General features: G+C 71.2%; 11 protein-coding genes. 1 reads left to right on the forward strand and 10 read right to left on the reverse strand.

Annotated features, from left to right (window positions below; all coding sequences use genetic code 11):
- From cydD to ACEZDE_RS12800, 9 genes are all read right to left on the reverse strand, one after another.
- On the reverse strand, nt 1–1,762 hold a 1,762-nt coding region (gene cydD, locus ACEZDE_RS12760; protein WP_380535713.1), incomplete at its 3' end, for a thiol reductant ABC exporter subunit CydD.
- Between the two features lie 263 nt (nt 1,763–2,025).
- Nucleotides 2,026–3,021, reverse strand: coding sequence for a cytochrome d ubiquinol oxidase subunit II (gene cydB, locus ACEZDE_RS12765; protein WP_380535715.1), 996 nt, complete (start codon nt 3,019–3,021; stop codon nt 2,026–2,028).
- A gap of 12 nt (nt 3,022–3,033) precedes the next feature.
- Complete coding sequence (locus ACEZDE_RS12770) at nt 3,034–4,566, reverse strand: cytochrome ubiquinol oxidase subunit I (protein ID WP_380535717.1); 1,533 nt, start codon at nt 4,564–4,566, stop codon at nt 3,034–3,036.
- An 83-nt stretch (nt 4,567–4,649) separates the two neighbouring features.
- A complete protein-coding gene (locus tag ACEZDE_RS12775; RefSeq protein ID WP_380535719.1) occupies nt 4,650–6,158 on the reverse strand; it encodes a sensor histidine kinase in 1,509 nt (502 codons plus the stop codon).
- Nucleotides 6,133–6,867 carry a response regulator transcription factor gene (locus ACEZDE_RS12780; protein WP_380535721.1) on the reverse strand — a complete coding sequence of 245 codons (735 nt, stop codon included), beginning with the start codon at nt 6,865–6,867 and terminating at the stop codon, nt 6,133–6,135. Before ACEZDE_RS12780 ends, ACEZDE_RS12775 begins: the two co-directional genes overlap by 26 nt.
- 74 nt (nt 6,868–6,941) lie before the next feature.
- Nucleotides 6,942–7,589: a hypothetical protein gene (locus tag ACEZDE_RS12785; protein WP_380535723.1), complete on the reverse strand. Its 648-nt coding sequence runs from the start codon at nt 7,587–7,589 to the stop codon at nt 6,942–6,944.
- A gap of 28 nt (nt 7,590–7,617) precedes the next feature.
- Entirely contained in the window at nt 7,618–8,826 is a 1,209-nt protein-coding gene (locus ACEZDE_RS12790) for an ABC transporter permease (RefSeq protein WP_380535725.1), read from the reverse strand.
- On the reverse strand, nt 8,823–9,710 hold the full coding sequence (locus ACEZDE_RS12795) for an ABC transporter ATP-binding protein (protein WP_380535727.1): 888 nt from the start codon (nt 9,708–9,710) through the stop codon (nt 8,823–8,825). Before ACEZDE_RS12795 ends, ACEZDE_RS12790 begins: the two co-directional genes overlap by 4 nt.
- On the reverse strand, nt 9,707–11,197 hold the full coding sequence (locus ACEZDE_RS12800) for an efflux RND transporter periplasmic adaptor subunit (protein WP_380535729.1): 1,491 nt from the start codon (nt 11,195–11,197) through the stop codon (nt 9,707–9,709). The genes ACEZDE_RS12795 and ACEZDE_RS12800 overlap by 4 nt, the downstream gene beginning before the upstream one ends.
- Before the next feature lie 216 nt (nt 11,198–11,413).
- Between ACEZDE_RS12800 and ACEZDE_RS12805 the strand changes: the two genes are divergently transcribed.
- Nucleotides 11,414–12,034 (forward strand): hypothetical protein, encoded by a 621-nt coding sequence (locus ACEZDE_RS12805; RefSeq protein WP_380535730.1) that lies wholly within the window; start codon nt 11,414–11,416, stop codon nt 12,032–12,034.
- A 24-nt stretch (nt 12,035–12,058) separates the two neighbouring features.
- On the opposite strand, the gene ACEZDE_RS12810 is transcribed toward ACEZDE_RS12805, so the two are convergent.
- Entirely contained in the window at nt 12,059–13,402 is a 1,344-nt protein-coding gene (locus tag ACEZDE_RS12810) for an efflux RND transporter periplasmic adaptor subunit (protein WP_380535732.1), read from the reverse strand.
- Nucleotides 13,403–13,582: the final 180 nt, after the last annotated feature.

Consider the following 13,582-nt stretch of genomic DNA (forward strand, 5'->3'; position numbering starts at 1 on the left):
TGGGGCCTGCTGCGAAACGGGTGCTTGGAGTCGAGGTGCCTTTGTTACGCCGCTCGCACCCGTTTCTCGCTTTGACGGCCCCTGCCGCGACCACCCCGCCCCGTCCCACCCCCTCCCGTGCGTAGGGGGTGAAAAGGCGTGGTGCGCACGCCGTGGTTTCGTCCGGGGTGCTTGCTGTGAGGGTCAGTTGACGGGTTGCCAGAGCTAGCAGCGCGGGGCGGTGCGCAGTCAGGATGACCGTGCGGTCGCGGGCGAGCGCACGGATCGCGTCCACGACCGCGGCTTCCGCCGCGCCGTCCAGGTTGGCGGTGGGCTCGTCCAGCAGGACCAGCGGGCGGTCGGCGAGGAATGCCCGTGCCAGCGCGAGGCGCTGGCGCTGGCCTGCGGAGAGGCCGTGGCCGTTCTCGCCGAGGGGGGTCTCCGTGCCGAGGGGGAGTGCGGAGACGAACTCCCAGGCGTGCGCGGCTTCCAACGCGGCGCGGAGGTCGCGGTCGGTGGCCTCGGGGCGGGCCAGTCGGACGTTCTCGGCGACGGTGCCCGGGAACAGGTGCGGGTGCTGGGGGACCCACGCGACGCGGGAGTGCCAGTCGGCGAGGGTCGCCAGGTCGTGCCCGTTGACCCGGACGCCGCCGGTGGTGGGTGCGGTGAAGCCGAGGATCGTGGAGAGCAGGGTGGTCTTGCCGACCCCGGAGACCCCGGTGACGGCGAGGATCTCGCCAGGAGTAATGGTGAGGGAGAAGTCGTGCAGTCCGGGCGCGTGGTCCACGGTCAGGTCGACGGAGAGGTCGAACACCCGGGGGGCAGGGACGTCCCCCCGGGTGGGTGCCGGTGTTTCCAGTACGGCGAAGATCTGTTCGGCGGCGGCCAGGCCCTCGACGCTGGCGTGGTAGTGAGTACCCACTTGCCGGATCGGCAGGTACGCCTCCGGGGCGAGGACCAGGACCACCAGACCGGTGTAGAGGTCGAGGCTGCCGTCGACCAGCCGCATGCCGATGCCCACGGCCACCAGGGCGACCGAGATGGTCGCCAGCAGTTCCAGGGCCAGGGACGAGATGAAGGCCAGCCGCAGGGTCCGCATGGTCGCCCTGCGGTACTGGTCGGTGGTCTTCCTGATGGCCTCAGCCTGCGCCTTGGCCCGGCCGAAGACCTTGAGCGTCGGCAACCCGGCGACCACGTCCAGGAAGTGGTGCGACAGGCGTCCCAGCACGGCCCACTGACGGTCCGTCGCACTCTGCGTGGCGAGCCCGATCAACACCATGAAGACCGGGATCAACGGCAGCGTCAGCACAATGATCAACGCGGAGAGCCAGTCGGCGAACAGGATCCGGGCGATCACCGCCACCGGGACCACCACGGCGAGCGCCAACTGCGGCAGGTAGCGCGCGAAGTAGTCGTCCAAGGCGTCAACACCCCTGGTGGCCAAGGTGACCAGCTCACCGCTGCGCTGCCCGGCGAGCCAGGAGGGGCCCAACTGGGCAGCCCGCTCCAACAGTTGCTCCCTCAGCTGCGACTTCACCGTCGCCGAGGCCCGGTGCGCCGCGACCTCGGTCCCCCAGGCGACGGCTCCCCTGAGCACACTGACCCCGGCCAACAGCGCCAAGGGCAGGCCCACCGACGCGTGCCGCTGGAAGCACCCGACGACGATCTCGGCGACGAGCATCGCCTGCGCGATCACCAGCCCGGCGCCCAGCACCCCCAGGGCCACCGACGTCAGCAGGAATCCCCCGGCGTACCGCACCAACCTCGGATCAACGGGCTTCATCACACACCTCAGACATTCGATTCAAGCCGAGCCCCGGACGAAACTGCGGCGTGCGCAGCGTTGTTTGTTCCCCCCTACGCACGGGAGGGGGTGGGACGGGGCGGGGTGGTCGCGGCAGGGGCCGTCAAAGCGAGAAACGGGTGCGAGCGGCGTAGCAAAGGCACCTCGACTCCAAGCACCCGTTTCGCAGCAGGCCCCAGAGCGACTACCCCGACCCGGCCCACACCCGCTGCCATGCAACCCCCCGCGCCGCAGGCAAAGCTTCAGACAGGAATGTTGCGGACCCCGATCCGCCTGCGGAAGACCCAATAGGTCCAGCCCTGGTAACAGAGCACCAGCGGAGTCATGACCCCGGCAACCCAGGTCATCACCCGAAGGGTGTACGCCGAGGACGAGGCGTTGCTGACGGTCAGTGACCAGGCCGGGTCGAGGGAGGACGGCATGACGTCCGGGTAGAGCGAGAGGAACAGCATCGCCACCGCGGCGACGATCGTCACCCCGGAGAGGAGGAAGGCCCAGCCTTCCCTCCCGGCCTCGTTCAGGCCGAGCGCGGCGACCAGGGCCAGGGCGGCCACCACCATCGCGCCCAGCGACCACCCGTCGCCGCCGTCCACCTGGGTCCACACCAGGAACGCCACCGCGAGCACCGCCGCGGCGACCCCGTACCACCGGGCCTGCGCCCTGGCCCGGTCGCGGATCTCGCCGAGGGTCTTCAGCGAGACGAACACCGCGCCGTGGAAGGTGAAGAGGGTGAGCGTCACCAGCCCGCCCAGCAGGGCGTAGGGGTGGAGCAGGTCGAAGACGTTCCCCACGTAGTCCCCGGCCTTGTCGATCTTCGTGCCGTGCACGATGTTGGCGAAGGCCACCCCCCAGAGGAAGGCCAGCAGCAGCGAGGTCCAGAAGATGGCGTGCTCCCACCGCCGCTTCCAGCGTTCGTCGGAACGCTTGGCCCGGTACTCGAAGGCGACGCCGCGGACGATCAGGCAGACCAGGATCAGCAGCAGCGGCAGGTAGAACCCGCTGAACAGCGTCCCGTACCAGGCGGGAAACGCGGCGAAGGTCGCGCCGCCGGCGGTGAGCAGCCAGACCTCGTTGCCGTCCCAGACCGGGCCGATGGTGTTGATCAGCACCCGCCGCTCCCGCTCGTCGCGGGCCAGGGCCTTGGTGAGGACGCCGACGCCGAAGTCGAAGCCCTCCAGGAAGAAGTAGCCGATCCAGAGGACGGCGATCAGGACGAACCAGACGTCGTGCAGGTGCATGGCTCTCTCCTCTCAGTACGCGAAGGCCAGCGGCTTGTCGGCGTCGTCGGACGGGCCGCCGCGGAGGGTGGGGTCGGTGCTGGGGGGCTCCTCGTCGGTGGGGCCGGCCTTGGCGTAGGTGACCAGGAGCTTGACCTCGACCACGGCGAGCACCGCGTAGAGGAGGGTGAAGACGATCAGCGAGGTGAGCTGTTCGCCGACGGAGACGGTGGGGGAGACCGCGTCGGCGGTGGTCATCAGCCCGTAGACGGACCAGGGTTGGCGGCCGGTCTCGGTGAAGATCCAGCCCCAGGAGTTGGCGATCAGCGGGAAGCCGAGGGTGAGCACGGCGATGCGCCAGGCCCAGGTGCTGAGGAAGGGGCCGAGCTCGCGGTTGCGGGTGAGCATCAGCAGCGGCATCTGGTCCGGGGCGCGGCGGTGTTCGGGGGCGAGCCAGAGCCGCTTGCGGGTGAGCCAGAGTCCGGCCAGGGCGACCGCGAAGGAGGTCATCCCGAAGCCGATCATCCAGCGGAAGCCCCAGAACGCGGTGGGGATGTTGGGCTCGTAGGTGGGGGCGAGGTCGCCGTACTTGGCCTTCTCCTGGGCCTGGACGTTGTTGATGCCGGGGACGGCGTCGTGGAAGTTCCCGGTGGCCAGGAAGGAGAGCAGGCCGGGGATGGAGATCTCTATGGTGTTGCGGCCCTCGGAGACGTTGCCGTAGGCGAAGACCGAGAAGGGGGCCGGCTGCGCGGTGTCCCACAGGGCTTCCGCCGCGGCCATCTTCATCGGCTGCTGCTCGAACATGACCTTGCCGAGACTGTCGCCGCTGATCGCGGTGCCGAGGCCGAAGACGACGGTGACCACCAGGCCGAGCCGGAGCGAGGTCCGCATCGAGGCGATCTTGTCGCTGCTGGTCTCGCCGAGCCGGGCCTGCCGGCGGAGCTGGTACGCGGCGATGCCGACCATGAACGCGCCGCCGGTGAGGAACGCGGCGGTGAGGGTGTGGAAGACGACCACCAGGGTGGTGTTCTGGAACAGCACCCGGCCGATGTCGGTGAGCTGGGCCCGGCCGTTGGCGCCGATCCGGTAGCCGACCGGGTGCTGCATCCAGGAGTTGGCGGCGAGGATGAAGTACGCGGAGAGGACGGTGCCGAGCGAGACCATCCAGATGCAGGCCAGGTGGATCTTCCGGGGGAGCCGTTCCCAGCCGAAGATCCAGAGGCCGATGAAGGTGGACTCGAAGAAGAAGGCGATCAGCGCCTCCATCGCGAGCGGAGCTCCGAAGATGTCGCCGACGAACCGTGAGTAGGCGGACCAGTTCATGCCGAACTGGAACTCCTGGACGATCCCGGTGACCACGCCCATCGCGATGTTGATCAGGAAGAGCTTGCCCCAGAACTTGGTGGCCTTGAAGTAGGACGCCTTGCCGGTGCGGACCCAGGCGGTCTGCAGCCCGGCGGTGAGGACGGAGAGGCTGATGGTCAGCGGGACGAAGAGGAAGTGGTAGACGGTGGTGACGCCGAACTGCCAACGCGCCATCGTCTCGTGGGCCAGGGCAAGCTCCACGTCAGTGCTCCTTTGTGAACGTGAACACATTCACAAAGTATTATCGCTCAGAGGTTCCCAGCGCTTGCACCGGGGGGCGTGTCTCAGTGAACGGCCGGAATGCGGACCCGGAAGACCGCGCCCGCGCCGGGCGCGGTGAGCAGTTCGACCTCGCCGTGGTGGGCGCTGGTGAGGGCGGAGACGATGGCCAGGCCGAGGCCCGCGCCGCCGCCGTCGTGGCGACTGCGGGAGGAGTCGACCCGGTAGAAGCGTTCGAACACCCGGGCGGCCTGATCGTCCGTCAACCCCGGTCCGTGGTCCGCGACCTCGATCACGCCGTGGCCGTTCAGGGTGCCGACGCCGATCCGGACCGGGGTGCCCGGCGGGGTGTGCTTGACCGCGTTGCCGACCAGGTTGGTGACCACCTGGCGCAGCCGCGCCTCGTCGCCGAGGACCAGGGCCGCGGTGGGGGCGGTGTCGCCGCCGGGACCGGTCAGCGCGACCGGGCGGGTGGGGTCGAGCGCGGTGGTGTCGTGCAGGGCGTCGGCGGCGAGGGTGCGCAGGTCCATCGGGGCGAGTTCGAGCGGGCGCTGCTCGTCCAGCCGGGCGAGCGTGAGCAGGTCCTCGACCAGGCCGCCCATCCGGACCGCCTCGCTCTCGATCCGGACCATGGTGCGCTTGACGTCGGCCTCCTCGCTGAGCGCGCCCATCCGGTACAGCTCGGCGAAGCCGCGGATGCCGGCGAGCGGGGTGCGCAGCTCATGGCTGGCGTCGGCGACGAAGCGGCGCATCCGGCCCTCGGAGGCGGCGCGGGCGGCGAAGGCCGACTCGATCTGCGCCAGCATCGAGTTGAGCGAGGCGGCGAGGCGGCCGACCTCGGTGCGCTGGGAGCCCTCCGGCATCCGGTGCGAGAGCGGGTGGCCCGCGGCGATCTCGGTGGCGGTGGTCTCGATCCGGCGCAGCGGCTTCAGCCCGGTGCGCACCGCGAACCAGCCGGCCAGCGCGATCAGCAGCAGGACGGCGACGCCGATGGCGAGGAAGCCGTTGCTCAGCTTGGCGACGGTGGCGTCGGTGTCCTCCAGCGAGGAGGCGACCACCACGGCGTCCGGGTAGTTCGCGGGGGCGGCCCCGGCGGTCGGCGGGACCACCGGCAGGACCAGCACCCGCCACTCGCCGCCGCCGTGGTCACTGGGCACGGTGAAGGGCTTGCCCACCCGGTCGGAGAGGCCCTCCGCGCTGAGCCGCGGCAGCGCCGGGCGCGGGTCGGTGGCGGTCACCGGCTGGCGGAACTGGTCGCCGTAACTGCCGTCGGGATTGCGGAAGGTCACCACGTAGCGGCTGGGCAGCCCGGACTCGTCGTACCCCGGCAGCGCGCCGGGGCGGCCGAAGCCGAAGCCGGCCGGGTGCTTCCCCATCGAGCCGGCGAACCGGGTCAGCTGGTCGTCGACCCGCTGCACCAGCTGGACCTTGACCGTGCCGAGCACCAGCACGTCGCTGACCGCGAGCCCGGCCGCGACCAGCACCACGACCAGGACCAGCAGCCGGCCGCGCAGCGAGAGGCCGCCGCGGAGGAAGCGGTAGGTGCGCCTAGGCAGGCGGGCGGCGAAGGACATAGCCGATTCCTCGGACGGTGTGGATCAACTTGGGCGTGCCCTCGACCCCCGGGTCGATCTTCCGCCGCAGGTAGGAGATGTAGGACTCGACGATGCTGAGGTCGCCGCCGAAGTCGTAGGCCCAGACGTGGTCCAGGATCTGCATCTTGGAGACCACCCGGCCGGTGTTGCTCATCAGGTATTCGAGCAGCTTGAACTCGGTGGGCGAGAGCGAGACCTGCCGCCCGGCCCGGACCACCTGGTGGCCGACCGGGTCCAGCTCCAGGTCGGCCACCACCAGCCGGCCCGCGTCGGCCGGGCCGCCGGTGCGGCGCAGGATCGCCCGGATCCGGGCGATCAGCTCCTCCAGGCTGAACGGCTTGGTGACGTAGTCGTCGCCGCCCGCGGTCAGCCCGCTGATCTTGTCGTCCACCCCGTCCTTGGCGGTGAGGAAGATCACCGGGATCCGGTCCCGCTCGCCGCCGCGTCCGGCCGGGCTGCCCGGCTGCTCGTCGCGGAGCCGCCGGACCACGGCGAAGCCGTCCATGTCCGGCAGCATCACGTCGAGCAGCACCAGGTCGGGCCGGTGCCGGGCCACCGCGGCGACTGCCTCGGCGCCGGAGGCGGCGGAGGCGACGGCGAAGCCCGCGAAGCGGAGCGAGGCCGAGAGCAGCTCGCGGATGTTGGGCTCGTCGTCGACGACCAGCAGGCTGGCTTCGGTGCTGTCCATGGAGGCCCCTGACGGGATGGGACGGAGGGTGAGCAGCACCCTAGGGCGCTGCTGTGAAGAAAAGATGAGGACGGTCAGCCGCCGAAGCCGCCGAACCCTCCCGCTCCGAACGGGCTGGCGCCCTCGGTGACGGTGGTCGCGGCCAGGTCGCCGGAGGCGTCGGTGCTGCCCAGGACGGTGACGCTCTGGCCCGGCTGCAGGTCGCTGACCTTGCCGTTCTTGGTGACGCTGACCTTGGTGGAGCTGCCGGTGGTGACCTTGACCACATTGCCGGAGCTGTCGGTGAGGTAGACGGTGCTGCCGTCGACCAGCTTGACGGTTCCGGTGGTCGCTCCCCCGCCGCCCCCGCCGCCGGTGCCGGTGCCCTGGCGGTTGGCGCCGCCGGTGCCGGCGGTCGCGCCGCCGCGGTTGAAGCCGGCGAAGTTGCCGCCGGCCGCGCTCGGGGTGGACCCGGTCAGGTTGTTCTTCTCGACCAGGGCGCCGCCGGCGAAGGCCAGCGCGGCGACCACGCCGCCGCACAGGGCCAGCGTCAGCCAGGGCAGCTTGCGGCGCGGGGGCGCAGCCAGCTCGGCGCTGATGTCCCTGGCGTCCGGGGCCTCGGCCAGGATCTCCTCGGGGGAGAGGTCGCCGGAGTCCAGCAGCGCCAGCTCCTCGGTCGGCTCCTCGCGCAGGCCGGGGACGAAGGATTCGGTCTTGACCAGGTCGGTGTGGCGTCCGGCCATGTCGGTTGTCCTCTCAGGGAAGTGACGGTCACTCATGGCGGAGTGCCTCGATGGGGCGCAGGCTCGCAGCCCGGCTGGCGGGGTAGCCGCCGAAGAACAGGCCGATGGCGACGGCGATGCCGAAGGCCCCGTACACCGACTCCGGGATCACCACGGGTTTGATGCCGACGATGGTGAAGTGCGACCCGATCAGCGCCGCGGCGACGCCGAGGCCGCCGCCGACCAGGGAGAGCAGGGTGGACTCGGCCAGGAACTGGCCCAGGATCACGCCCTTGGGTGCGCCGATGGCCTTGCGGATGCCGATCTCCCTGGTCCGCTCGGTGACCGTGACCAGCATGATGTTGGTGATCCCGATCCCGCCGACCAGCAGCGAGATCGCGGCGACGGCGCCGAGCAGCACGGTGAAGGTCTGGGTGGTGGAGCTCTGGGTGCTCAGCAGGGAGGTCTGGCTGCTCACCCGGAAGTCCAGGGCGGTGGCGCTGTGGATGCCGTGGGTGCCCATCAGGATCGTGGTGATCTCGTTCTGGGCGTTGGTGGTGGCGTCCGCGGAGGTCGCCTCGACCAGGATCTGGCTGAGCGAGCCGAAGCCGGTGAAGGCGTTCTGCACGGTCGGCAGCGGTGCGATGACCACGTCGTCCGGGTCCTGGAAGCCGGTGCCGCCCTTGGTGGCCAGCTCGCCGACCACGGTGAACGGCGTGCCGCCGATGGTGATCACCTTGCCGATCGGGCTGGCCGTGCCGAACAGGTCGGTCGCGGTGGTGGAGCCGATCACCGCGACCTTGCGGGAGTTGAGCACGTCGTCGTCGCTGAAGTAGTCGCCCTTGGCCACCTTGCTGTTGGACGCCTCGAAGTAGGCCGGGTAGGTGCCGACCACCGAGCCGACGCTGTGCGAGGTGCCCTGGTAGATCGCCGTGCCCGAGGTGGTGACCTCGGGGGCGACGCCCTTGATGTCGGGGGCCTGGGACGGGTCGGCCAGCGCCTTGGCGTCGGCGACGGTCAGCGGCTTGGTGCTGGTCGCGGTCGAGTTGGCCTGGCCCGCGCCGGAGGAGACGGTCAGCGAGTTGGTGCCGAGGGCCTCGATCGAGTTCTTGACGGCCTGGGAGGAGCCGTTGCCGACGGCCAGCAGCAGGATCACCGCGGCGACGCCGATCAGCACGCCCAGCATGGTGAGCCCGGAGCGGACCTTGTTGGCGGCGAGGCCGCCGAAGGCGAACCGCAGGGTCTGGAACGGGTTCACCGGGTGCCTCCGGTCAGGATGTTGGTGGCATTCTGCGTGTGCAGGGAGTGCGCGGCGAAGTCGTCCGGGTCGAGCAGCGCGGGCGGCAGTCCGGCCAGCGGCGCCTGCCGCACGTCGGAGTAGACCCGGCCGTCCACCAGCCGGACCACGCGCTTGGCGTGCCGGGCGACTTCGTCCTCGTGGGTGATCAGGACGATGGTGCGGCCGGAGGCGTTCAACCGGTCCACGATCGCCAGCACGTCGTCGGTACTGCGGCTGTCCAGGTTCCCGGTCGGCTCGTCCGCCAGCAGCATCGCCGGGGCCGTCACCAGGGCCCTGGCCACGGCGACCCGCTGCTGCTGACCGCCGGAGAGTTCATTGGGACGGTGGTCGGCCCGGTCGGCCAGGCCGACCAGGGTGAGTGCGGCCACGGCGCGGCGGCGGCGCTCGGCCGCCTTCACCCCGGCGTAGGCCAACGGGAGTTCGACCTGCGCCAGCGCGGTGGTGCGCGGCACCAGGTTGAACGACTGGAAGATGAAACCGATCTTGCGGTTCCGGACCAGGGAGAGCTGACTCTCGTCCAAGTGGCCGACGTCGATGCCGTCCAGCAGATAGCGGCCCGAGGTGGGCGCGTCCAAGCAGCCCAGGATGTTCATCAGGGTCGACTTACCGGAACCCGAACTGCCCATGATGGCGACGAAATCGCCCTGATGGATGGTCAGATCGATGCCCTGCTCCACGCCCTCGGCGTCGAAGGGGCCGCTGAGGGCGTGCACCTCGGCGTCGCCGTGGCCGTAGGTCTTGACCAGGCGGCGCACCGCGACGATCGGGATCGGGCCGCGCGACCGCGGCCCCTCCGGCTGGGCCTCACGCTTCGGCGGTGCTTCCCGCCGGCCCAGCCTCATCCCCGACCACCGCCGCCGAAGCCGCCGCGACCTGCGCCGCCGCCACCGCCGACCCGGGAGAAGCCGCCCGGGAAGCCGCCGGCCGGGAAGCCGCCGGAACCGGTGCTGGCGACGACCGTCAACTGCACCTTCTCGCCCTCGGTCACCCCGTCGGTGATCTGCACGTCGGTGTCGCCCTGCACGCCGACGGTCACCGTCTGGCGCTTGGTCGTCCCGTCCGCCTCGACCACGGTGACGGAGCTGGCCGCGCCGGTCCCGGTCACCGCCGCGGTGGGCAGGTAGAGGGCGTTGGTCGCCGAACCGGTCACCACCTGCACGCTGGCGCTGAGGCCGGTGCGCAGGGCGGAGGTGTCACTGGTGATCGCCAGCAGCGCCGCGTACTGCACCGCGCTGGACGAGTTGCCGCCACCGCCGCCGCTGCCGGAGGAACTGCTGACCGGAAGCGAACTGATGGACAGCAGCTTGGCGTTGAGGACGGTGCCGGTCTGCGCGTTCAGGGTCACCGTGGCCGGCTGGCCCGCCTTCAGCTTCAGCGCGTCGGCCTCGGAGAAGTCCGCCGAGACCTCCATCCCGGTCGGGTTGGTGATCACCACGAAGCCGCTGAGGGCCGAGGAGCTGGAGCTGCTGGAGCTGCTGGACGACCCGCCGCCGCCGGAGGAGGAGGTGCCGGAGACGGTGTCGCCGACCTTGCCGGTGACCGACGCGACCGTGCCGCTGACCGGGGCCTTCAGCACCGTCCCGGCGACCGCGCGCTGGGCCGCGTCCACGGCGTTCTGCGCCGAGGTGACCTGCTGCTCGGCGGACGCCAGCTGGGCCGGGTCCACCGTCGCCGTGGCGCTGGCGGCCTGCACGTAGGCGGCGTCCTGCACCGAGTCGGTCTTCTTGGCCGAGGCACTGGCGGTGGCCGTCGCGGTGGGGGCGGCCGGGCTGGTCGGCGTGCGGCTGGCGGTGGGCTTCGGCGAGGTCTGCGCGGTGGGAGTGGTCCCGCCGGAGCGGCCGGTGCCGCCGCCGGTGCTGTCGCTGACATTGCTGCCGCCGGTGCTGTTGCCACCGCCGCTGCCGCCGCTGTTGCCGCCGCCGCTGTTGTTGCTGGAGCTCTGACCGCTCTCGACCGCGGTGAGGTTGGCCTCGGCGGAGGTGAGCTGCGCCTCGGCGGAGCTCAGCGTCTCATTGGCGGAGGTCGGATCGACCTTCCCCAGCACCTGGCCCGCGGTCACCTTCTGACCCGGGGAGACGTCCACCGCGGTGAGCGTCCCGCCGGTGGTGAAGTTGACACCGGCGTCGGTCGGCGAGGTCAGCGACCCCGATCCGGACACCGTGGCCAGCACTGTGCCGCGCTCGACAGTCGCCGTACGGGCGGCGTTCTTGGAGCTGCTGCTACTGCTGCTGTTCACGGACGCGTACGCGGCTCCCGCGCCTGTGACCAGCACCAGGCCGAGTACGGAGTTCAACAGGACGGCCCTGCGCCGTCGTGGGAGCACCTTCATGCGGCACAGACTGTCCCGCCCGTCCTGCGAAGCTCTGGGAGGTGTCTGGGAGTTCGCTGGGTACGTTGACGCCGGTTCGATCACAGAAAACCGGACAGAACGGGGCACGGTGCCCGTTCCTCTCGGTTCCGGATGTCTGCGGCGGCACGTAAATCCCAGCAAGTTGCCAGGCTTCATGCAGGCCCTACGCACCCCGGTGCGGTGAGGTCAGGCCTTATGACCCGCCTCCATCCTCGTGCCCTCGCCGCCGCCGGAATAGTCAGCCTCGGCGCGCTGCTGCTGTCGGGCTGCTCGTCGTCCTCCCCCTCGGCCGCGACGGCCCAGCCGTCCGCCTCCGGTTCCGCGTCCGGCAGCGCCCAGTTCACCGCGTACCGGAACTGCCTGTCCCAGCACGGTGTCACCATGCCCACCGGGCGGCCGGGGGGCGGCAACTTCAGCCGCAACCCGAGCGACCGCCCGTCCGGCGGCTTCAGCCGCAACCCCAGCGACCGCCCGAGCGGCGGTTACGGCCGCGGCGGATTCGGCGGCTTCGGCGGGGCCTCGGCCAACCCCAGCGCGCAGGCCGCGATGAAGGCCTGCGCCTCACTGGCCCCGAAGGGCGGCTTCGGCGGCTTCGGCGGCAACCGCGGCGGCGCCGGCGGCGGCACCGCGATGGCCGCCTTCAGCAGCTGCATGAAGGACCACGGGGTGACCGTCCCGGCGAACACCAATCCGCGGTCGATCAACACCGCCGACCCGAAGACCGCAGCCGCGTACAAGGTCTGCAGTGCCCTGCTGCCTACCCCGGGCGGCGACGCGGCCGGGGCGACCCCGCCGCCGGCCACGCCCTCAAGCTGATCCCGCTTCCCCCCGCCACCACGGTCAGCCCCCCTCGGTGACCGTGGTGGTGGCGTTTCCTGAGCTGTTGGTGGTGCCCTCGACGGTCGCGGTCTGACCCGGCTTCAGATCGGCGGCCCTGACGGACCGCACCGTGGTGATCTCCGTGGCGGTCGTGCCGCCGTCAGCGGGCTCCGTCCGCGCCACCGGGGATGCCCGCCGCGCCGCCGCCCGCACCGCCACCGCCGAAGCGGCCACCGCCCCCGCCGCCCCGGGGAAGCCGCCGCTGCCGGACTGCGACACCGTGGTGATCCGCACCGTCTGGCCCAGGGTCAGCCCAGAGACGATCTGGATGCCGCTGCTGCCCTCGACGCCGACCGTCACCGACTTCGTCTGAGTGCTGCCGTCCGCGTTGACCAGGGTCACCGTCCTGGTACTGCCGGTGCCGGTCACCGCCGCGGTCGGCAGGTAGAGGGCGTTGGTCGCGGAGCCGGTGGCGACCGCGACGGTGGCCGACAGGCCGGTGCGCAGGCCCGCGGTGCTGCTGGTGATGACCAGGGTCGCCTGGTACTGGACCGCGGTGGACGAGCTGCCGCCGGATGAACTGCTGCTCACCGGAAGCGAACTGACGGACAGCACTTTGGCGTTGAGGGTGGCCTCGGTCGCGCTGAGGGTGACCGTGGCGCCCATGCCCTTCTTCAGCTTCAGCGCGTCGGTCTCCGAGAAGTCGGCGGTGACCTGCATCCCGGCCGGATTGGTGATCACCACGAACCCGCTGGGGGTACTGGACGACGACGTGCTCGAAGCGGCCGACCTGCTGCCGGAGCTGCCGGAGACGGTGTCGCCGACCTTGTTGCCGACCGAGGCCACCGTCCCGGCGACGCTCGCCCTGAGCACCGTGCCGTCCACCGCGGCCTGCGCGCTGGTGACCGTGCTCTCGGCCTGCGAGACCTGCGCCTCGGCCGAGGCGACCGCGCTGGCGCTGACCGTGCTGCCGGTGGTTCCGGCCTCGGCGTCGGTGAGTTGGGCCTTTGCCGTGACCAGCGCGTCCCGCGCCTCGGCGAGCGTCGCGTTCGCGCTGGTCGGGTCGACCTCGGCCAGGATCTCGCCCTTGCTGACCTTGTCCCCCGCCGCCACGTAGACCTTGGTGACGGTCCCGCCGGTGACGAAGCTGTCGCCGGCGTCCGAGGGCGAGACCAGCGAGCCCGACCCGCTCACCGTGGCCAGCACGGTGCCCTTCTGCACGGTCGCGGTGCTGGTGGTACTGGTCGTCCTGGCCGAGGACCCGGACCCGACCGAGGCGTACGCGGCCCCGGCTCCGGCCAGCAGGCACACGGCGAGCAGGGAGTTGAGGAGAGCGGCTCTGCGCCGTTGTGGAAGCACCTTCATGCCGGGGAGCCTGGCCGGGCTTGCCTTCGATCTGCTGGCCGGTTCCTGGGAGCGGGCTGGCAGCGGCGGGCCGTCGAATACCGGGCATTCCCGGCAGAGGCCCCCGCCGCCTGGGTGTTTCCCGCCAGTCGGCCGACCGTGCGGCCCGCCGCTCCCAGAAACCCGCTAACCCCCCGACAG

The sequence above is a fragment of the Streptacidiphilus cavernicola genome, from assembly GCF_042510955.1.
GTDB classification, from domain to species: Bacteria; Actinomycetota; Actinomycetes; order Streptomycetales; family Streptomycetaceae; genus Streptacidiphilus; species Streptacidiphilus cavernicola.

Coding starts and splice junctions, on each gene's coding strand:
- ACEZDE_RS12780 (WP_380535721.1), bottom strand. CDS start 6,867: ATGGACAGCACCGAAGCCAGCCTGCTGGTCGTCGACGACGAGCCCAAC.
- ACEZDE_RS12800 (WP_380535729.1), bottom strand. CDS start 11,197: ATGAAGGTGCTCCCACGACGGCGCAGGGCCGTCCTGTTGAACTCCGTA.
- ACEZDE_RS12805 (WP_380535730.1), top strand. CDS start 11,414: ATGACCCGCCTCCATCCTCGTGCCCTCGCCGCCGCCGGAATAGTCAGC.
- ACEZDE_RS12795 (WP_380535727.1), bottom strand. CDS start 9,710: ATGAGGCTGGGCCGGCGGGAAGCACCGCCGAAGCGTGAGGCCCAGCCG.
- ACEZDE_RS12775 (WP_380535719.1), bottom strand. CDS start 6,158: ATGTCCTTCGCCGCCCGCCTGCCTAGGCGCACCTACCGCTTCCTCCGC.
- ACEZDE_RS12810 (WP_380535732.1), bottom strand. CDS start 13,402: ATGAAGGTGCTTCCACAACGGCGCAGAGCCGCTCTCCTCAACTCCCTG.
- ACEZDE_RS12785 (WP_380535723.1), bottom strand. CDS start 7,589: ATGGCCGGACGCCACACCGACCTGGTCAAGACCGAATCCTTCGTCCCC.
- cydB (WP_380535715.1), bottom strand. CDS start 3,021: ATGCACCTGCACGACGTCTGGTTCGTCCTGATCGCCGTCCTCTGGATC.